This is a genomic window from Caballeronia sp. ATUFL_M2_KS44 (assembly GCF_023630965.1).
Lineage (GTDB): Bacteria > Pseudomonadota > Gammaproteobacteria > Burkholderiales > Burkholderiaceae > Caballeronia > Caballeronia concitans.
In genome coordinates this window covers 446313-465315 of record NZ_JALQEA010000051.1, presented here as the reverse complement: position 1 = coordinate 465315, position 19003 = coordinate 446313, and the positions used below count along the sequence as shown (strand labels likewise).

Below are 19003 nucleotides of genomic sequence, written 5' to 3'. Positions count from 1 at the left end.
ACTCATGCAACTCGACTTCACGCCGGCGTTCGCCGGTTGGGCCGATATCGCGCACGGCGCGCTGGTCACGGTGGAAGTGACCGCCGCCGCGCTCGTGCTTTCGTGCCTGCTCGGCCTCCTGATCGGCATCGGCCGGCTCTATCCGCAGCGGCGGCTCGTCTACGGCTTCTGCACCGGCTACCTGATCTTCTTTCGCGGCACGCCGCTGCTCGTGCAGCTGTTCCTGCTGTTCTTCGGCTTGCCGCAATTCGACATCCTGCTGCCCGCGTTCGTGTGCGGCATGCTCGGGCTCGGGCTGTATTCGGCGGCCTACGTCTCGGAGATCGTGCGCGGCGCGATTCAGTCCGTGGATCGCGGACAGATGGAAGCGGCGCGCTCCATCGGCATGTCGTCGGGACAGGCCATGCGCGCGATCATTCTGCCGCAGGCCATCGTGCGCATGATTCCGCCGCTCGGCAACGAGTTCATCGCGCTCATCAAGAACTCGGCGCTGGTGTCGCTCCTGACCATTCACGATCTCATGCACGAAGGCCAGAAGATCATCAGCGTGTCGTACCGGTCGCTGGAGGTGTATATCGTGATCGCGCTCGTGTACCTCGTGCTCACGCAGGCGACCAACTTCATTCTTCATCGCGTCGAGCGCCGGCTGCGCGCAGGAGGCATGGTGCAATGAGCAGCGCTCAACCTATCGTCAGCATCCGCGAACTCACGAAGTCGTTCGGGCCGCATCGCGTGCTGAACGGCATCGACTTCGACATTCAGCCGAGCCAGGTCGTGGTCGTGATCGGGCCGAGCGGTTCCGGCAAAAGCACGTTCCTGCGATGCTGCAACGGGCTGGAGCAGCCCGAGCGCGGCACGATCGATATCTGCGGCCAGCGGCTCGTCGATCACGGCACGATGCTCAAGGAGCGCTCGCTCAACGCGCTGCGCACCGAAGTGGGCATGGTGTTCCAGTCGTTCAACCTGTTCCCGCATCTTTCGGTGCTGCACAACATCACGGTGGGTCCGCGCATGCTGCGCGGCGCATCGAAAGCCGACGCCGAAGCCGCCGCGCTCGCGCTGCTCAAGAAGGTGGGTCTGGAGCACAAGGCGGATGCCATGCCCGCGAGCCTTTCGGGCGGCCAGAAGCAGCGCGTGGCCATCGCGCGGGCGCTCGCGATGCAGCCGCGCGTCATGCTCTTCGACGAACCGACTTCGGCGCTCGACCCCGAACTCGTGGGCGAAGTGCTGCAGGTGATGAAGCTGCTCGCCTCCGAAGGCATGACGATGCTCGTCGTCACGCACGAGATGGGCTTCGCGAAGGAAGTGGCGGACGTCGTGGTCGTGATGGACGGCGGCGAGATCGTCGAAGCGGGACCGCCCACGCAGATTTTCTCGGCACCGTCGCAGCCGCGCACGCGCTCGTTCCTGCAGGCCGTGCTGTCGCGCGCATGAATCCGACCCTGATACGCGGCGACGCGCTCGTGGCCTCGCCGTGGAAGAACGGCGGCGGCATCACGCGCGAAGTCGCGTCCTCGGCGAACGCCTGGCGCGTGAGCATCGCCGATATCGATCGCGACGGGCCGTTCTCCCGTTTCGACGGCATCGACCGCCTGTTGATGGTGCTCGACGGCGCAGGCATGACGCTCGGCAGCCACGGCGTCCTGCGCGCATTCGACGTTGCCCGCTTCGCCGGCGACGCGCCCGTTGCGGCGCACCTCGCGAGCGGCCCGGTGCGGGTGTTCAACCTGATGACGTATCGCGGCGCGGCGCGCGCCTCGCTCGAACTCCTGCGCACGCCGGGCCGCCGGACGCTCGCCGCGGACACCGCGTTGCTGCTTTGCGCGCAGGGTTCGTTCGACGTGCGGGCCGGTGAGACGCGCATCGCGCTGACGCGGTTCGACACGCTGCGCATCGACGGGGCGAACGCCGTCGAAATCGATATACAAGGAGACGGCGTGCTCGTGTGCGCGTCGCTGGATACGGAAGAAGCCGACTCATGAATTCATCCACGAAATCGCTGTTCGCCGCGCATGCGCTGTTGCCGGACGGCTGGCGCACCGACGTGCTGCTCGAATGGAACGATGCGGGCACGCTCGTCGCCGTCACGCCCGATACGCCTGCCGCGCCGCCGGATGCCGCGCGCGCGGCGGGGCCGGTCATGCCCGGCATGCCGAACCTGCACTCGCACGCGTTTCAGCGCGCGATGGCCGGCCTCACCGAATATCGCGCCAACCCGACGGACAGCTTCTGGAGCTGGCGCGACCTGATGTACCGCTTCGCCGCACGCATCACGCCGGAGACGCTCGGTGCGATTGCGCGCTGGCTGTATGTCGAGATGCTCAAGGCGGGCTATACGTCCGTCTGCGAGTTCCACTACGTGCATCACGCGCAGGACGGCAGCCGCCACGCGCATTCCGCCGAGATGGCCGAGCGCGTCGTGGACGCCGCGAGCGAAACCGGCATCGGCATGACGATGCTGCCGGTGCTCTACCAGTACAGCGGCTTCGGCGCAGAGCCGCCGCGCGCCGACCAGCGCCGCTTCATCAACACGACCGACGCCTTCCTCGAGCTGCTCGCCACGCTGCGCGCGGCGCGTCCGGAGCACGGCGCGCTGCGTTACGGCATCGCGCCGCATTCGCTGCGCGCCGTGTCGGAGGAAACGTTGCGCGCCGCGCTCGAAGGGCTCGATGCGATGTCGCCCGGCGCGCCGGTGCACATCCACGTTGCGGAGCAGACAGCGGAAGTCGATGCCTGCCTCGCGGCCTCAGGCGCGCGGCCCGTGCAATGGCTGCTCGATCGTTTCGACGTCGACGCGCGCTGGTGCCTCGTGCATGCGACGCACGTCGACGAACGCGAAACGCTCGCGCTCGCGAAGAGCGGCGCGATTGCGGGCCTGTGCCTCACGACCGAAGCCAATCTCGGCGACGGCCTCTTCCCCGCGTTCGATTATCTCGATGCGGGCGGCGCGTTCGGCGTGGGCTCGGACAGCCATATCGGCGTGGACTGGCGCGCGGAATTGCGCCTGCTCGAATACGGCCAGCGGCTCGCGCGGCGTCAGCGCAACGTGCTGGCCTCCCCGCGGACTTCGCATGTCGCCGACCGGCTGTTCCAAGGCGCGCTCGCGGGCGGCGCGCGCGCGGCCGGCCGTGCCGTCGGCACGCTCGAGCCAGGCGCGCGGGCGGACTGGATCGTGCTCGATCCCGACCATCCTGATCTCGCCGAACAGACCCGCGCGACGTGGCTTTCGTCCGCCGTCTTCTGCGAGCACGGCGAAACGCCGGTGCGCGATGTCTTCGTCGGCGGCGAGCGCGTGATCCACGCGCGCCGTCATCGCGACGAAGCGAGGCATTACGCGGACTATCGCCGGGCGCTGGCGCAGCTTCTCGCCGACGCCTGAACGCAACCGTCATTCAATCCAGCCACCATGAACGATCTCTTCTCGCTCGAACGCGGCGATGCGCCGCTGATGATCTCCATTCCCCATCTCGGCACGCACATTCCCGACGCCCTGCGCGACCGGTACACGGATATCGCGCTGACGGTCGCGGATACCGACTGGCATCTCGACCGCCTCTACGGATTCGCCCGCGCACTCGGCGCGACGATTCTCGGCGCGCGCGTGTCGCGCTACGTGATCGACCTGAACCGGCCGTCGAACGACGAGAGCCTGTATCCCGGACAGACCACCACGTCGCTGTGCCCGACCGAAACGTTTCGCGGCGCGCCGCTGTATCGCGATGGCTGCGCGCCCGACGCGGCCGAGCGCGATCGCCGCGTGGCCACGTACTGGCAGCCGTATCACGACGCCCTTCACGAAGAACTGACGCGCCTGCGCAGCCAGCATCGCAATGTGCTGCTGTGGGAAGCGCATTCGATCGCGAGCGTGCTGCCGCGCCTGTTCGAAGGCAAGCTGCCGGATCTGAACATCGGCACGCAGGATGGCCGCACCGCCGCGCCTTCGGTGCAGGAAGCGGTGCAGCGCGCCGCCGCCGCGAGTCCCTTCACGTGGATTGCGAACGGCCGCTTCAAAGGCGGCTACATCACGCGGCACGCCGGCGCGCCGCAGGACGGCGTGCATGCGGTGCAACTGGAGATGTGCCAGTCCACCTACATGAGCGAGGATGCGCCGTTCGACTATCTGCCCGAGGTCGCGCGGAAAGTGGAGCCGGTCGTGCGCGGGATGGTGAGCGGCGCGCTAGACGCGATCGTCGAACTGAACGCGCGCGGCGCGCGGGAAAGCTGAACGCGATGCTTCGAGGCCGGCGCGCATCCGGCCAGGCCGCGGTCAGTTACCGTTGGCCACGCTCGCCGCGATCACTTCATCGGCGCATTGCATCATGCCGTAGATGAGCCGGGCGCGCGGCGACGCCCGCTGCCACACCATGCCGAAGCGGCGCGGCTCCGCCCGGACCGGCAACGCGAGCTGCACGACCGACAGCGCGGACGTCATCGGCGAGACGATATCCGGCACGAGCGATACCCCCAGTCCGCGATCGACCATCATCGCAATCGCCATCAGCGAGTTCAGTTCGAAGAGTTCGTTCGGCACGATCCGCGCGGCGCGCAAGTACTGATCCGCCTGCTTGCCGCCGCCGAGCGTGCGGTCGTAGCGGATGAACGGCTCACGCTGCAGCAGTTCGTGCGGGTCTTCGGCGGCGAGCCGCGCGGGCGCGAGCACGACGAGCGGCTCCTCTCGCAGCAGATGCCAGTCGTACGCCTTCGGCAGCGCGAAAGCCGGATGGAGACAGATGGCGACATCGAGATCGCCGCGCTGAAGCGTGTCGTATAGCTCCATCGACGTGCCCGCCCGAATCAGCAGCTTCGCGCGCGGGAACGCGCGTGCGAAGTTGGCGAGCACGTCGGGCAGCAGGCTCAGGAGCGCCGTCGTGATGGTGCCGATGCGCAATTCCCCCGTCGCCTCGCCTTCCAGCGCGTGCGCCTTCAGTTCCGCGAGGTCGGCGACGAGGCCGCGCGCCCGCTCGATCACGCGATACCCCGCCTCCGTCGGCATCACCGTGCGGCCCGATCGCGTCAGGAGCGCGACACCCAGCTCGCGTTCGAGCGCCGACATTTGCTGTGCGATGGCAGCCGGCGTCACGCCGACGCGCCGCGCGGCTTCCGCCATCGAGCCGGTATCGACGACGAGCAGCAGGTTCGACAGGAATGCGGTCTCCATAAGCTAGCTTTTCTTTCGTTTTAAGATAGACGCGGATAGTTTATCTAAAACGTGGGCGAACGTAGACTGGCCGGCATACATAAAGCAAGGGAGACGCATGAGAAGCAAGCTCTTCGTCCCGGCCTCGCGCCCGGAACTCTTCGCCAAGGCGCTCGCCAGCGCCGCCGACGCCCTGTCGTTCGACCTCGAAGACGCCGTCGCACCGGAGCGCAAGCCGCAGGCGCGCACCGACCTGCGCGCGCTGCTCGCCGCCGACGACGCCCGCGCGAGCCGCAAGACGCTCATCGTGCGGGTCAATGCGCTCTCGACACCGTTTTTCGCCACCGACATCGAAGCCGTCGCGCGCAACGGCGTGTCGCTCGTGAATGTGCCGAAGCCCGAGCATCCCGACGACGTCCGCGCCGCCGCCGCCGCGCTCGAAGCGGCGGAGCGCGCGAACGGCGTCACCGAACCGATCGGGCTGCTGCTGAACGTCGAATCGCCGCGCGCGTTGCGCCACGCGGCCGAGCTGGCGCTCGCGCATCCGCGTGTCGCCGGGCTGCAACTCGGCCTCGGCGATCTGTTCGAACCTTTGTCGATCGCGCGCCGCGAAACCGCCGCCATTCAGCAGGCGATGTTCGCGCTGCGCGTCGCGGCGGGCGAAGCCGGCGTGTTCGCCTACGACACCGCATTCGCCAATATCAAGGACATCGACGGCTTTCGCGCCGAAGCGCAGATGGCGCGCGCGTTCGGATTCATCGGCAAGAGCTGCATTCATCCGAGCCAGATCGCGGTCGCGAACGACGTGTTCCGTCCATCCGATGACGACATCGCGCATGCCGTGCGCGTGGTGCAAGCGGCGCGCGATGCGGACGCGCAAGGCATCGGCGCATATGTCGTCGATGGAAAGATGATCGATCCGCCGTTCGTCGAACGGGCGCGCGCGCTCGTCGCGGACGCGGCGCGGCTCGGCCTGCTCTCGGAAGAACAGCGCGCCTGCGCAGGCATTTGAAAGGAGAAGTCAGATGGGACAACAGGCAGGACGTGGCGGACCGCTTTCGGGCGTCCGCGTGCTCGATCTGAGCGCCTATATCGCCGGGCCGTACGGCTGCACGCTGCTCGCGGATCAGGGCGCGGAAGTCATCAAGATCGAACCGCCCACGGGCGACAATCTGCGCAAGTATCCGTCGACGCTCGAAGCCGAAAGCCGCGCGTTTCTCGGCGTGAATCGCGGCAAGCGCGGCCTCGTGCTCGATCTCAAGCAACCGGAGGCGCTCGACGTGCTGCTGGCGCTCGTCAAGGAAGCCGACGTGCTCGTCCACAACTTCCGCCCGAGCGTGCCGGCGCGGCTCGGCATCGCGTACGAGCAGTTGCGCGAGGTGAATCCGCGTCTCGTCTATTGCGCCGTGACGGGCTACGGCGACGCCGGTCCGAACAAGGACAAGGCCGGTTACGACCAGGTTCTGCAAACGATGACCGGCATGTGCGCGCTGCAAGGCCCCGCCGGCGGTCCGCCCGAAGTGCTGTACGGCTCGGTCGTCGATTACTACGCGGCGGCGCTGGTGGCGTCGAGTGTCTCGTCGGCGCTGTTCGCGCGTGAGAAGAGCGGCGAAGGCCAGTACGTCGGCGTATCGCTGTTGCGCAGCGCGCTCACGATGCAATCCGCGCGCATGATCTGGGCCGACAGCGAACCGAAGGACGTGGGCCGCGACATGCGCTCGGGCGGCATCACCGGCATTCATCCGACGCGCGAAGGCTATCTGTACCTCTCCGCCAACACGCCGCACTTCTGGAAATCGCTGTGCGGGCTGACCGGCCTCGATGCGCTCGCGACCGACGAACGCTACGACACCGTGCGCAAGCGCGCGATGCATCGCGATGAAATCGTGCCGAAGCTGCACGCCGCGCTCGCACGGCGTTCGGCGCTCGAATGGGAAGCGCTTTTCGGCGATGCCGTCCCGTGCGCCGCCGCGCGCAGCATCGAAGACATGTTCGACGATCCTCAAGTGCTCGCCGAGGACATGGTCGCGCGGTTCGAGTATCCGGGCGTCGGCGCATATCGCGGATTCAAGCATCCGGTACGCTTCGGCGCGACGCCGCTGCCCGAGCCTTTCGCCGCGCCCGCATTCGGGCAGCACAGCGACGCCCTGCTGCGCGAAGCGGGCTTGAGCGACGCACAAATCGAAGCATTGCGCGCCAAGGCCGCAGTGCTCTGACCGGCTGACAGCATACGAAAACGGAGGAGACCCATCGCGATGAAATGCGACTCGCACATCCATATCTACGACCGCGCGTTCCTCAAGCAAGGCGACGCCGCGGCCTTCGAGGACAACGCCGATGTCGATGCGTACCGCAAGGTGCAGGCGAAGATCGGCACCGGGCGCGTGGTGATCGTGACACCGCGCGTGTACGGCACGGATAACGCCGTCACCGTCGATGCCATCCGTCAGCTCGGCATCGACAATGCGCGCGGCATCGCCGTGCTGAATCCGGACGTCACCGACGACGAACTGGCCGCGCTCGATCGAGGCGGCATTCGCGGCATACGCTTCACGCTCTATACGGCGAAGCATGCGGCCGTCGGCTTCGAGATGGTCGAGCCGCTCGCGCACCGCGTCGCCGAGTTGGGCTGGCACGTGCAATTGCATTGGACTGCCGAGCAGATCGTCGAGCACGAAGCGTTGCTGGATCGCCTGCCCGCGAAGATGGTCTTCGATCATCGCGCGCGCCTGCCGCTCGAAGCCGGCGAGCATCACGCGGCTTTCGATATCGTGCGCCGTCTCGCCGATGCGGGCCGCACGTGGGTCAAGCTGTCCGGTCCGTATCTCGACTCGGCCGCCGGGCTGAAGCACCGCTACGCCGATGTCACGCCGATGGCGCGCGCATGGGTCCAGGCGGCGCCTGAACGGCTCGTGTGGGGCAGCGACTGGCCGCACGTGACGGAGACCGAGAAGCCCGACGACGCCTTCCTGCTCGACCTGCTCGCCGAATGGACCGAGGACGACGCGACCCGCGAACACATCCTCGTCACGAATCCCGCCGTGCTCTACGGCTTCGCACTCTAAAAGAACAAGACTTTCCCGGAGACACCGCATGAAAACCGCCGCCGCGCCGACCCCCGTGCGCAAAAGACGCTTCACCGAAGCGACCATTCAGCTTTTCGAGCGCACTATCCCCGACCCCTTCGTGCTGGCGATTCTGATCACGGCGATCGTCGCGGCGCTGTCGTTCATCTTCGCGCCGCACGCAACCGTGCCGAAGATGATCGGCGGCTGGTACAAAGGCTTCTTCGACATCTTCACGTTCGCCTTCCAGATCACGCTCGTTCTCGTGACCGGCCACGCGTTCGCGCATGCGCCGCCGGTGCAGCGCATCTTCAAGGCGCTCGTCTCGATCGCGCGCACGCCCGCGCAGGCGGCGACGCTGACCTTCGTGCTCGTCGCGGTGACGTCGTTCTTCAACTGGGGCATGGGTCTCGTCGTCGCGGCGCTGCTCGCGCGTGAAGTCGCGAAGCGATTGCGCGTCGATTTCGCGTGGATCGTCGCGGCGGGGTTTTCGGGCTGGGTCGTGTGGGCGAGCGGCATTTCCAGTTCCATCGCGCTGGCGCAATCGACGCCCGGCAGTTCCATGAACGTCGTGCAGAAGCTGACGGGCGCGGTGCTGCCGTTCGGCGAAACCGTGTTCACGCGCTTCAACCTCGTGCCGACGCTCGTCATGCTGTTCGCAATGCCCTTCGTGCTGATCTGGCTCAAGCCGCGCGACGAAGACGTCGTCGCGCTCGACACGGAGAAATTCCCCGACGCGCCCACGCGCGAGAAGCCCGAAGGCAAGCAGAGCTTCGCGCGCCGGATCGAGCATTCGTGGATCGGCAGCGCGTTCATCGGCGTGGTGGGCGTGGGGCTGATCGTATTGACGCAATTCCAGAAGATCCCGTTTTCCGGCGTGAACGCGGTGATCTTCGTGATGTTCATCGCGGGCGTGATTCTGCATGGCTATCCGCTCGCGTATGCGGACGCCATCAAGAACGCCGCGAAGCAGACCGGCTCGATGATGCTCCAGTACCCGCTCTATGGCGGCATCATGGGGATGATGGACGCGACCGGCCTGCCCGACACCATCTCGCACTTCTTCATCGCCATTTCGAATGCGCACACGCTGCCGTTCTGGAGCTACGTGTGCTCGCTGATCGTCACCTTCTTCATTCCGAGCGGCGGCGGCCACTGGGCCGTTCAGGGACCGTTCGTCGTGCCCGCCGCGGTCGCGCTGCACGCGTCCGTTCCCGCCACCACGATGGCCGTCGCGATGGGCGAGCAGGTCTCGAACATGTTGCAGCCGTTCTGGGCGGCGCCCGTGGTCGCCATGGCGGGCGTCGGCGTGCAACGCGTGCTCGGCTTCACGGTGATGACGTTCGCGCTCGGTTTGATCGTGTATGGCGCGGCTCTCCTGATCTTCGTCTGAGGCGCCATGAACACGGACGAATCGATGAACTCGCCTGCACGACGGGCTCGCTCGCAAGACGGCACGAGTCTCAAGGAACGCTGGTGGCGCGTGTTCGACGTGCGCGTCGGCGCGCTGCCGCTGCCGGTCTATCTGATGCTGATCGCCGTGCTCGCCGCGATGACCGCGCACGGCAAGCTCGCCTCCGACCTGCCGACGGGCATCGCGCTCGTCACGGTCGGCGGCTTCACCTGCGCCGAGCTTGCGAAGCGCATCCCGTGGATACGGCATATCGGCGCGACGTCGATTTTCGCGGCCTTCCTCCCGTCGATGATGATCTACTACGGGCTGATGCCCGCGCCGGTCACGAAGGCCGTGACGGCGTTCACGAAGCAGTCCAATTTCCTGTATCTGTTCATCGCGGCCATCATCGTCGGCAGCGTGCTCAGCATGGACCGCGAGACGCTCGTCAAAGGCTTCGTGCGCATCTTCATTCCGGTGGCGAGCGGGTCGATCGCGGCGGCGGTCGTCGGCACCACGGTCGGCACCGTGCTCGGGCTCGATCTCAAGCATGCGCTCTTCATGGTCGTCGTGCCGATCATGGCGGGCGGCGTCGGCGAAGGCGCACTGCCGCTTTCGGCGGGCTATGCGCAGATACTCGGCGTCGAACAGGGGCCGCTCTTCGCACAGGTGTTGTCCGCCGTGATGCTCGGCAATATCGCGGCGATCTGCTGCGCGGGCTTGCTGAACTATCTCGGCGGGCGCAATCCGCATCTGACGGGCAACGGACGTCTGACCGTGGCTCACGGTCACGACGAAGTGACCGACGCGAAGTCGCCATCGTTCGAATTCGACGTCAGTTCGGTGGCCGCCGCGGGCGCGACGGCCATTGCGCTGTATCTGCTCGGCGTGTTGAGCAACCAGTTCTTCGGCTGGCCCGCGCCCGTGGTGATGCTCGTGCTCGTCGTCGCCGCGCAGTTCTTCCATGTGATATCGCCGCGCGTGCGAGGCGGCGCGCGTTTCATGTACGGCTTCTTCTCGACGGCCGTCACGTATCCGCTGATGTTCGCGATCAGCGTCGCGATGACGCCGTGGGGCGAGATCGTCGCGGCCTTCCACTGGGTCAATATCGTGACGGCCGTATCGACGGTGCTCACGCTGACGTTGACAGGCTTCTTCGTCGCGCGCCGGGTGGGCATGTATCCGGTCGAAGCGGCGATCGTCAACGCAACGCACAGCGGACTCGGCGGCACGGGCGACGTGGCCATTCTGACCGCCGCCAACCGCATGGAGCTGATGCCGTTCGCGCAAATCGCGACGCGCATCGGCGGCGCGATCACGGTCATGATCGCGCTCGCCGCCTTCGCGTGGATGCGTTAGCCGCGCAGCACGAGCGGCGCGAACACGTCCGAGACGTGGTCGCGCTGTTCGAGGCTCCATAGCACGCCGAGCGCTTCGTCAGCGGCCGATGCGCCCAGCACCGGCGCTGCGTTCTTCGTGAACTTGGCGGCGAAGTCGGTGCGCTGCATCGGACGCGTGGCGGAGCCGGGAATATCGTCGATGCGCTTCGTGAACACCTTGCCGTCGTCGCGTGTCGCCGAGACGACGGTCGCATAGTATTTCGGGTACAGCTTCGACATCTCGGGATCGTCGATCACCTTGATCTTCTTCATGAACGCGCGCAGCTTCGGGTCGTGCAACGCGTCCTTGCTGTAGCTGGCGAGCGTGACGTCGCCGTCGAACATGGCGCGCGCGGTCACGTAAGGCAGGCTGTGGTCCGCCGTGCCGCTCGTTTCCGGCGCCCACTTCTCCGCATCCTTGCCCGCGGAAAACCATCCTTCGTGCGACGTGCGTATCTCGACCGCAGTGATCCTGTCGACGCCACCGGCTTGCCGCGCCACGTCGATGCCCGCATCGATCGCGGTCTGCGTGAGCGCCTGCGCCGGGTAGTACTTCACCGAGCAATCGCGGATGCGAAACGGACGGCCGCGACCGCCGAACTTCGCGACGTCGAGCGTGAAAGGCCCCGAGACCAGCTTGAAGAATCCCGCATCGCCTTCGAAGATCGGCGACGGGCCGGTGATGCCTTCCCGCGCGAGCGCCGCCGCGAACACGCCGTTGCGCGCGGCGTCGGCATCGGCGAGTCCTTTCCAGTCGGAGATGGTTTGCACGCGGGTCTGATTCAGCGCGACGTGACCGTTGATGGCCAGATTCACCGCCTGCGCGAGTCTCGCTTCGTCGAGCTTCATGAGCTTGCCCGCTGCCAGCGCCGCTGCGGGCAGGCTGAAGTTCGGATGATCCCAGCCGTGCTGGCTGATCGACGCGGCATCCATCAACCGGCAATCGATCTCGTAGGCAAGCGCAATCGCGACGATGAGATCGCGGCCGCTCGCGCCTTCCGCTTCGGCTTGCGCGAGGCACGCGGCGATGTTGTCGCTCGGGTGGCCGATCTCCTTGCCCGCGTAGACGTCGTTGAGATCGTAGAAGCGTATTGCCGCGCCGTTCGCGAAAGCCGCCATGTCGGGCGACGTGCGCGAGCGCGTGCCGAGCAGCGTCGATGCGCCGCGTCCGCCGCCCTCGGCCAGCGCGACCTTGCGTGCGCTCTCGACCGGCCGCTCGCGAAGCGCGGCGACGCCGCAGCCGAGCGCATCGGCGAGGTGCGTCTTCACCAGTTCGACGGTCTCGTCGTCCAGATCCTCGTAACGCAGCGACGCCGCATACGATGCCATCTGCTGCGCGAGATTCTGCGCGCGCGTGCTCATGTCATCGGGATTGGATTTCGAGGATTGCCCGAATGCCGGCGTCAAGCCGGTTGTACTTGCGAGGCATGCGCCAAGCGATGCGAGAAAGTGACGTCGCTGCATAAGTCCGTTTGTCTCCTGCGCTCTTTTGAGAAATGATTTCCGAGCAGTCTAGACTTGAGGACAGGCAGCGCCAAGCGCCTCGCACTGTGTTTATACGAAAGCAAAACTATGTTTATCGACGGGCGTGCGCTTGCCGTTTCAACGCTCGACTTCCTTGAGAAGATCGGCGAACGTCGCGGACGTCACGCGATTTCGACCCTGGGTTTTCGACTTGTACAGCGCTTCGTCTGCAAGGCGTTTCATGTCTTCGAGGTCGACGCCGTCCGCAGGCCGGCAGACGATGAAACCGATGCTCACGGTTACTTGAGGCAGTTCTCTGCGTCGAATTTCATCGACGGGACCCGCGACTTCCTGACGAACTGCCTCAGCGACTTGCGCGGCATAGCACTCGTCGGAGTCGGCAAGCGCAACGAAGAACTCCTCACCGCCGTATCGAGCGACAAGGTCGACGCCTCGTCGGGCGTGCTTCGAAAGGCAGTCGGCGACGTGCTGTAGCGCGCGGTCTCCGACGTCATGACCGTATGTGTCGTTATAGCGCTTGAAGTGGTCGGCATCGACGAAGAGCAATGCGACCTTGGTGCCCGAGCGCCTCGCCGATGCCCACAGATCGTCCAGTCCCGAGTCCAGTCGTCGCCGGTTGGAGACTCCGGTCAGGGCATCGGTGTTGGCGATCGTGACGAGCCTCGCTTGCGCCGCATCGCGTTGTCGAACAGCGAACACGAGCAACCACACGACCACGGTGAATGCCGTCGACACGACGATCACCAACGTTCCGATGATGAGCGAGCGATGCTTCCATTCCGCGGTGACATCGTCCAATGCCGGACCCACGACGACAATCAGGTTGCTTCCTTGCACGCGCGCGTAGGTGAAGGTGCGCATGACTCCGTCGATCGGCGATTGGGCGTCGAACGAGCCGCTGCTGGCCGTGAGTCTTTTCATGAACTCCGGCGCGCTGACAACCGTCGCTTTGTTGTCGCCCGTGGACAGGCGCGGATTGCGCGCAACGATGAAACCATCGGTTTGCACGATTGCGGCTATTCCATCGTGGCCGGGCTTGATGTCATCGACAAGTTGCTGGAAATAACCGAGATTGATCGCGATGAGCGCGATGCCGCCGAAACTGCCGTCGTCTTTCGAAATGCGGCGACTGAGCGCAATCGAAGCCGTACCGTTTCTCAAGCGCGACGCATAAGGCCTGGAAATGAAAAGCCCGACATTGGCGCTATCTCGGTGGACAGTGAAGTAGTCGCGGTCGGAGAAGTTCGCGTTGGGAAGCAGTCGCGCACGTGCCTGAACGACGCGGCCTTTTTCATCGACTGCATAGATGCCGCTGATGTAGGCCGCCGTGGTCGAACGGTCGAACAGGATCTCATGCCTGAGCTGCGCGGGCAGACCGGGTACTTCGGGGTTGGACATGCCATCGACTACCGCTTGCAGCGAGAGATCGTACACTTCGAGATTTCTGCCCAAATCCCGGGCCAGCGCCCCAACGACGTTCGCAGACGTGTTCCTTGCCCGCGTGATGGCTTCCTGGCGTCCCGAGGAAAGGACCATGACCGTCGATACGAGAACCACGACACTTGCGAGGGTCGCGAACATTGCAACGATGCGCGCATGCCGGTCAACCCACGATCGACGTAGGCCGCTTTGCTTTCCGCTGCTGATCGTCCGCCTCAAGTCGTTCTCCTCGCGACATCGCCGTCAATGTGCGGCTGAATATCGGCGCGCCCGCCAGGGATGCTGCCATCCTGCGTGCGGCCAACACCAAACCGCGCTGGCGACAAACTCCCGGTTGCGTCGTCCAGCCAACTCGTACGATTTTACGGCGAACGCGGTCGCACCTGCAGCCGAACTCGTTCAAGCGTTGCGAGAAGACCGCGCGAACCGCGCAGGCGTGAGGGAAGAAACGCATGTCATCGTTAGAGCTTCATGCAGGGGACGTTTGCGCGCACTGTCGCCGCATTGGAGCAAGTTTCGTTCTCCTCGCGCCGCGCGACCGAGGCACATGACGGCTTGCGAATGTGAAAGAGACGTTGTGTTTGAAGGGCCGCTTCGCTGCCCTGAGTGATGACGAACTGGCGGAACGCGCTGCATCTGACGCCGGGACGCGTGCTCCATGCGGCGATCGATGGCTCAACCGCCGTGCCGTTCGCGCCGCGATGAAACCATTCATCTTCGACGCGCCGCCGCCGTGACTGCGTGCTGCCTCCGGACCGGCTTAAAAGCGTGTGAGCATGCCCACGGCGCCCATGATCTGGTTACCCGTCGACGATGCGCCGCCAGCGTTGTACATGACCGCCACGTTCTTGTTGCCCGTCGCGTGCTGATACATCGCTTCGGCATAAAGCTCCGTGCGTTTGGACAGCGAGTAACGTGCAATCGCGTTCACCTGATTCCACTTCGGATCGGCGCCATACAGCGTCGCGCCGCTCAGATGCGCGTCCGTGTATGTGTAGGACAGGCCAGCCTTGAGCGCAGGAGTGAAGTTGTACATGCCATTGACTTCGTAGTTATCGAAGCGCACCGAGCCGTTGTTCAGGCCGAACGCGCTCGTGTCGCGATATTGGCTATGCGAATAAACGAAGCCCAGAACCGCAGGTCCGAACGCGTAGTTGAAGCCGGCGGCGACTGTGCGTTGCACGTCCGACGTAAGGTTGCCCTTGACCTCGGCCTGATCGACCGCGCCGCCGGTGTTCGCGAACGTGGTGGCCGAAGCCGTCTTCGCGCCCGACCCATCGGTCTGGAGATAACCCGCAGCGGCTGTCAGCGAGCCGTAGTGATAGCTTGCCGCCGCGCTATAGGCGCGATTCAGCGCGAAGTCCGTGCTGTTGCTGAAGGCGTACATGCCGCCGAACTTGAAGCCTCCGTAATTCTCGCTCGTGTACTTGACGGCGTTGTTGAAGCGGACGCTGTGCTGGAGATTGTCGTTGTCGTATGGATGCGCGAAGCCCGAGTCGCCGAACGTGCCGGTCGCGGCGGAAAGCGGCGCGACGAAGTCGACGACGTCGTCGTACTGGCGACCCATCGTCACGGTTCCGAAGGCGTTGCTGCTCAAGCCGACATACGCCTGGCGGCCGAACATCCGACCGTTCTGGCCCAGTTGCCCGTTATTGGCGCTAAAGCCGTTCTCCAGCACGAAGATCGCCTTCATGCCGCCGCCGAGGTCTTCGCTGCCGCGCAAGCCGAACCGACTGCCGCTGATGTTGCCGCTCGCGAGAGCAACGCGACCGCTGCCGCCCACGTTATTCGTATAGGCGATGCCGGTATCGATAAGGCCATACAACGTAACCGAGTGTTGAGCGTATGCGGAAGTGGCTGCGAATGCGGTGACGCATGCCGCCGCGATGAAGATTTTTTTCACTGGAGACTCTTGTTCTATGAACGCCGGTTGGGACGCCCGCGAGTATAGAAAAGGTCTTCCGTTGAAATCAGGTCCGAATTCGGCACGGTCTCTTCCTGAATGTGGAAGGATCGGTCACCGAACCGAGACAAGTGGGACGACAGGCGCGGTGATGCGCCGTGACGTCGAAGTGGAAAGGATCCAGAAGGACGCTCGAACAGGACGTGTAGGCAACGACGAGGCAGCCGAATGAACGCTAGCGCGGTGCAGTGTCATCAGGAAACAGCTTGACCCCGGCTACCCCTGCTTCGCCTGAACGCCGGCAAATCGCTTCTCGACATCGACCGCCTCATCCAGCCCGACGAATCGGTTGTATTCCTCGAAAGGCGTCAGCCTGTCGGCGATGGCATCGGTCGAACCTTCGCGCATGAACACCGTCATCATGTCCTTCACGGCCTTGTGCATCGCAAGCATCGGCTCGATGGGACTCAACGTGTACGCAAAGCCCATGTCATACGCGTCTTTCATCGACACATACGGGCTTTTTCCGGTGCGCGCCTGATTGAAGAGAATCGGCTTGCCGAGCGGCTTCAGACGCCGCGTCAGTTCGCGCATGTGCTCGATGCTTTCGGGCGCATCGGCATAGAGCCCGTCCGCGCCCGCCTCCGCATACGCTTCGAGCCGCGCGATGGCATCGTCGATGCCCGTCACCGCAATCGCATCGGTGCGCGCGACGATGAAGAAATCCGGATCGCGGCGCGCATCGATCATCGCACGCAGCTTCGACACCATCTCTTCCTTCGAGACGAGCTGCTTGCCCGCATAGTGGCCGCATTTCTTCGGCAACGCCTGATCTTCGAGATGCAACACAGATGCGCCCGCCTCTTCCCAAAGACGCATCGTGCGTTGCACGTCGAGAACGCCGCCGTAGCCCGTATCGGCATCGGCGAAAACCGGCACCGACGTCACGCGGCAGATGCGGCGGATATGCTCGAACATCTCCGTCTGCGAGAGCACGCCGACATCCGGCTGTCCCGCGACGACGCCCGACGCGACGAAGCCCGACACATAGATGGCCTTCGCGCCGGCCTGCTCGGCGAGCATCGCGGTGATGGCGTCATGCGCGCCCATGCAGACGAACGGCCCTTCGTTGAACAACTCGCGAAAGCGTGCGGAACGGGTCAAGATGAGTCTCCGGATATCAGTCAAGGTAAGCCCAGCCGCGCGCCTTTCGATCGCTCGCGCGAAACTGCGTAATCCGCTCGCTGAGCCTGCGCGTCTGGTCGATCTCGTCGAGTCCTTCGAGCAGCGCCTCGCGCGGCGCTTGGTCGAAATCGAAGGGAATCGCATCGAGTCCCGGCACGCGGATTTCGAGCGCGCGCAGATCGACTTCGATGCTCGCGCCATCGCGCGATATGTCCGCGATTCGCTGAATATCCGATGCATCCAGCCGCACGGGCAGCAAGCCGTTCTGCAGGCAGTTGTTGTAGAAGATATCGCCGAACGAAGGCGCGATCACGCAGCGTATGCCCGCTTCCTCCAGCGCCCATACGGCCATTTCACGCGAACTGCCGCAGCCGAAGTTCTTGCCGCCGAGAACGATGCACGCATGACGGAACGCGGGCTGATTCAACACGAAGTCATCGCGCTCGCCGCTCGACGGACCATCGCCGCGATAACGCAGCGTCTCCAGCAAATACGGCCCGAGTTGCCCGCGCACGCGTTGCGAAATGCGTTCGATGCGGATGATGAGATCGGTATCGACGTTATCGCGCAGCAGCGGCGCGGCCGGACCCGTTATCGTCGTGACGGCTTTCATTGCGATGCTCCCGCTCGCGGCGCGGCGATATGCCCGGCGAGCGCGCTTGCCGCCGCGACCGCGGGACTCGCGAGATGCGTGCGCGCGCCCGGTCCCTGCCTGCCGATGAAATTGCGATTCGACGTCGATACGCAACGCTCGCCGCGCCCGACGATATCGCCGTTCGCGCCGACGCACATCGAGCAGCCCGGCTCGCGCCATTCGAACCCTGCCGCGCGAAAGATCGCGTCGAGCCCTTCTTCATGCGCCTGCCGCGCGACCGTGAGCGAACCGGGCACGACCCACGCCTTCACGTTGCGCGCGACATGCCGGCCATCGACGATGCGCGCCGCCACGCGCAAGTCCTCGATGCGGCTATTCGTGCACGAGCCGATGAACACGCGATCCACCGCAAGCTCATCGAGATGTTGTCCCGCGCGCACGCCCATGTAGTCGATCGCGTTTTGCGCCGCCTCGCGACGCGATTCGTCCGCGAGCGCGGCGGGATCGGGAATCGCCTCGTCGAGCGCGATGACATGCTCCGGGCTCGTGCCCCAGGTGACCTGCACGCGGATCGCGGAAGCATCGATCACGACTTCGCGATCGAAGTGCGCGCCATCATCCGTGGCGAGCGCTTTCCAGCCGTCGAGCGCGGCATCGAATGCGGCGCCTTGCGGTGCGTATTGCTTGCCGCGCAGATAAGCGAATGTGGTCTCGTCCGGCGCAACGAGCCCGAACTTCGCGCCGAGTTCGATGCTCAAGTTGCACAGCGTCAGGCGCGCTTCCATCGACAAGGCTTCGACCGCTTCGCCCGCATATTCCACCGCGTACCCCGTGCCGCCCGCCGCGCCGATCTGGCCGATCACATAGAGAATCATGTCCTTCGCGGTGACGCCTTCGCGCACGCGGCCATCGAACAGCACGCGCATCGTCTTCGGCCGCTTCTGTCGGATGGTCTGCGTCGCGAGCACGTGCACCACTTCCGTCGAGCCGATGCCGAACGCCAGTGCGCCCATCGCGCCGTGCGTGCAGGTATGGCTATCCGCGCAGACGATCGACGTGCCCGGCAGCGAGAGCCCGAGTTCCGGCCCGATCACATGCACGATGCCCTGCCGTCCTTCATCGCCGATATCGAAGATCGGAATCGCGTGATGCGCCATTTGCGCGCGCATCGCGTCGACCATATCGGTGCTCCAGCCGGCATCGCCCGCGCGACGGCCCGGCATCGTCGAGATGACATGATCGAGCGTGGCGAACGTGAGCGACGGACTGTCCACGTTCAAACCGCGCCGCTCCAGCACGCGCATCGCTTCCACGCCGGTGAGTTCGTGCATCAGATGGCGGTCCACCTGCAACAGGTCGATGCCGCCCGCGAGATGCGCGATCGTGTGACTGTCCCACAGCTTGTCGAAGAGCGTTTTCAT

Annotated in this window: 17 protein-coding genes; 10 read left to right on the top strand and 7 right to left on the bottom strand. The window is 65.1% G+C overall.

From position 1 onward, the window contains the following. Positions 1 to 4: 4 nt before the first annotated feature. From NCR39_RS22835 to hutG, 5 genes are read left to right on the top strand one after another with little or no spacing between them, the layout of a single operon-like run. On the top strand, positions 5 to 673 hold the full coding sequence (locus tag NCR39_RS22835; RefSeq protein ID WP_250454341.1) for an amino acid ABC transporter permease: 669 nt from the start codon (positions 5 to 7) through the stop codon (positions 671 to 673). Next, positions 670 to 1434, top strand: a complete 765-nt coding sequence (locus NCR39_RS22830) for an amino acid ABC transporter ATP-binding protein (RefSeq protein ID WP_284507305.1) — start codon at positions 670 to 672, stop codon at positions 1432 to 1434. The genes NCR39_RS22835 and NCR39_RS22830 overlap by 4 nt, the downstream gene beginning before the upstream one ends. After that, entirely contained in the window at positions 1431 to 1982 is a 552-nt protein-coding gene (locus tag NCR39_RS22825) for a HutD/Ves family protein (protein WP_250454340.1), read from the top strand. Before NCR39_RS22830 ends, NCR39_RS22825 begins: the two co-directional genes overlap by 4 nt. After that, positions 1979 to 3379 carry a formimidoylglutamate deiminase gene (locus NCR39_RS22820; RefSeq protein ID WP_250454339.1) on the top strand — a complete coding sequence of 467 codons (1401 nt, stop codon included), beginning with the start codon at positions 1979 to 1981 and terminating at the stop codon, positions 3377 to 3379. Before NCR39_RS22825 ends, NCR39_RS22820 begins: the two co-directional genes overlap by 4 nt. A 27-nt stretch (positions 3380 to 3406) precedes the next feature. Next, a complete protein-coding gene (gene hutG, locus NCR39_RS22815) occupies positions 3407 to 4225 on the top strand; it encodes an N-formylglutamate deformylase (protein WP_250454338.1) in 819 nt (272 codons plus the stop codon). A gap of 42 nt (positions 4226 to 4267) precedes the next feature. Here hutG and NCR39_RS22810 read toward each other — a convergent pair whose 3' ends face one another. Further along, positions 4268 to 5158, bottom strand: a complete 891-nt coding sequence (locus tag NCR39_RS22810) for a LysR family transcriptional regulator (RefSeq protein WP_250454337.1) — start codon at positions 5156 to 5158, stop codon at positions 4268 to 4270. Between the two features lie 97 nt (positions 5159 to 5255). Between NCR39_RS22810 and NCR39_RS22805 the strand changes: the two genes are divergently transcribed. The 5 genes from NCR39_RS22805 to NCR39_RS22785 are packed head-to-tail and all read left to right on the top strand — an operon-like array spanning position 5256 to position 10954. Continuing rightward, positions 5256 to 6149: an HpcH/HpaI aldolase/citrate lyase family protein gene (locus tag NCR39_RS22805; protein WP_250454336.1), complete on the top strand. Its 894-nt coding sequence runs from the start codon at positions 5256 to 5258 to the stop codon at positions 6147 to 6149. Between the two features lie 13 nt (positions 6150 to 6162). Beyond that, a complete protein-coding gene (locus NCR39_RS22800) occupies positions 6163 to 7353 on the top strand; it encodes a CaiB/BaiF CoA transferase family protein (protein ID WP_250454335.1) in 1191 nt (396 codons plus the stop codon). Positions 7354 to 7392: 39 nt separating this feature from the next. Continuing rightward, complete coding sequence (locus NCR39_RS22795) at positions 7393 to 8202, top strand: amidohydrolase family protein (RefSeq protein ID WP_250454334.1); 810 nt, start codon at positions 7393 to 7395, stop codon at positions 8200 to 8202. Between the two features lie 28 nt (positions 8203 to 8230). Next, positions 8231 to 9595, top strand: coding sequence for a short-chain fatty acid transporter (locus NCR39_RS22790; RefSeq protein WP_250454333.1), 1365 nt, complete (start codon positions 8231 to 8233; stop codon positions 9593 to 9595). Between the two features lie 6 nt (positions 9596 to 9601). Beyond that, positions 9602 to 10954, top strand: a complete 1353-nt coding sequence (locus NCR39_RS22785; RefSeq protein WP_284507304.1) for a 2-hydroxycarboxylate transporter family protein — start codon at positions 9602 to 9604, stop codon at positions 10952 to 10954. On the opposite strand, the gene NCR39_RS22780 is transcribed toward NCR39_RS22785, so the two are convergent. The 6 genes from NCR39_RS22780 to leuC all read right to left on the bottom strand — a co-directional run bounded on the left by NCR39_RS22780 (position 10951) and on the right by leuC (position 19003). Beyond that, positions 10951 to 12438, bottom strand: coding sequence for an MmgE/PrpD family protein (locus NCR39_RS22780; protein WP_250454332.1), 1488 nt, complete (start codon positions 12436 to 12438; stop codon positions 10951 to 10953). The two genes, NCR39_RS22785 and NCR39_RS22780, sit on opposite strands and share 4 nt — an antisense overlap. A gap of 138 nt (positions 12439 to 12576) precedes the next feature. After that, positions 12577 to 14040: a diguanylate cyclase gene (locus NCR39_RS22775; RefSeq protein WP_250454331.1), complete on the bottom strand. Its 1464-nt coding sequence runs from the start codon at positions 14038 to 14040 to the stop codon at positions 12577 to 12579. A gap of 619 nt (positions 14041 to 14659) precedes the next feature. After that, on the bottom strand, positions 14660 to 15802 hold the full coding sequence (locus tag NCR39_RS22770; RefSeq protein ID WP_250454330.1) for a porin: 1143 nt from the start codon (positions 15800 to 15802) through the stop codon (positions 14660 to 14662). A 276-nt stretch (positions 15803 to 16078) separates the two neighbouring features. Then, positions 16079 to 16966, bottom strand: coding sequence for an isocitrate lyase/PEP mutase family protein (locus NCR39_RS22765; protein WP_250454329.1), 888 nt, complete (start codon positions 16964 to 16966; stop codon positions 16079 to 16081). A gap of 16 nt (positions 16967 to 16982) precedes the next feature. Beyond that, the gene (gene leuD, locus NCR39_RS22760; RefSeq protein WP_250454328.1) at positions 16983 to 17600 is read right to left on the bottom strand and encodes a 3-isopropylmalate dehydratase small subunit; all 618 of its coding nucleotides are present in this window, start codon (positions 17598 to 17600) and stop codon (positions 16983 to 16985) included. Beyond that, a complete protein-coding gene (gene leuC / locus NCR39_RS22755) occupies positions 17597 to 19003 on the bottom strand; it encodes a 3-isopropylmalate dehydratase large subunit (protein WP_250454327.1) in 1407 nt (468 codons plus the stop codon). Before leuC ends, leuD begins: the two co-directional genes overlap by 4 nt.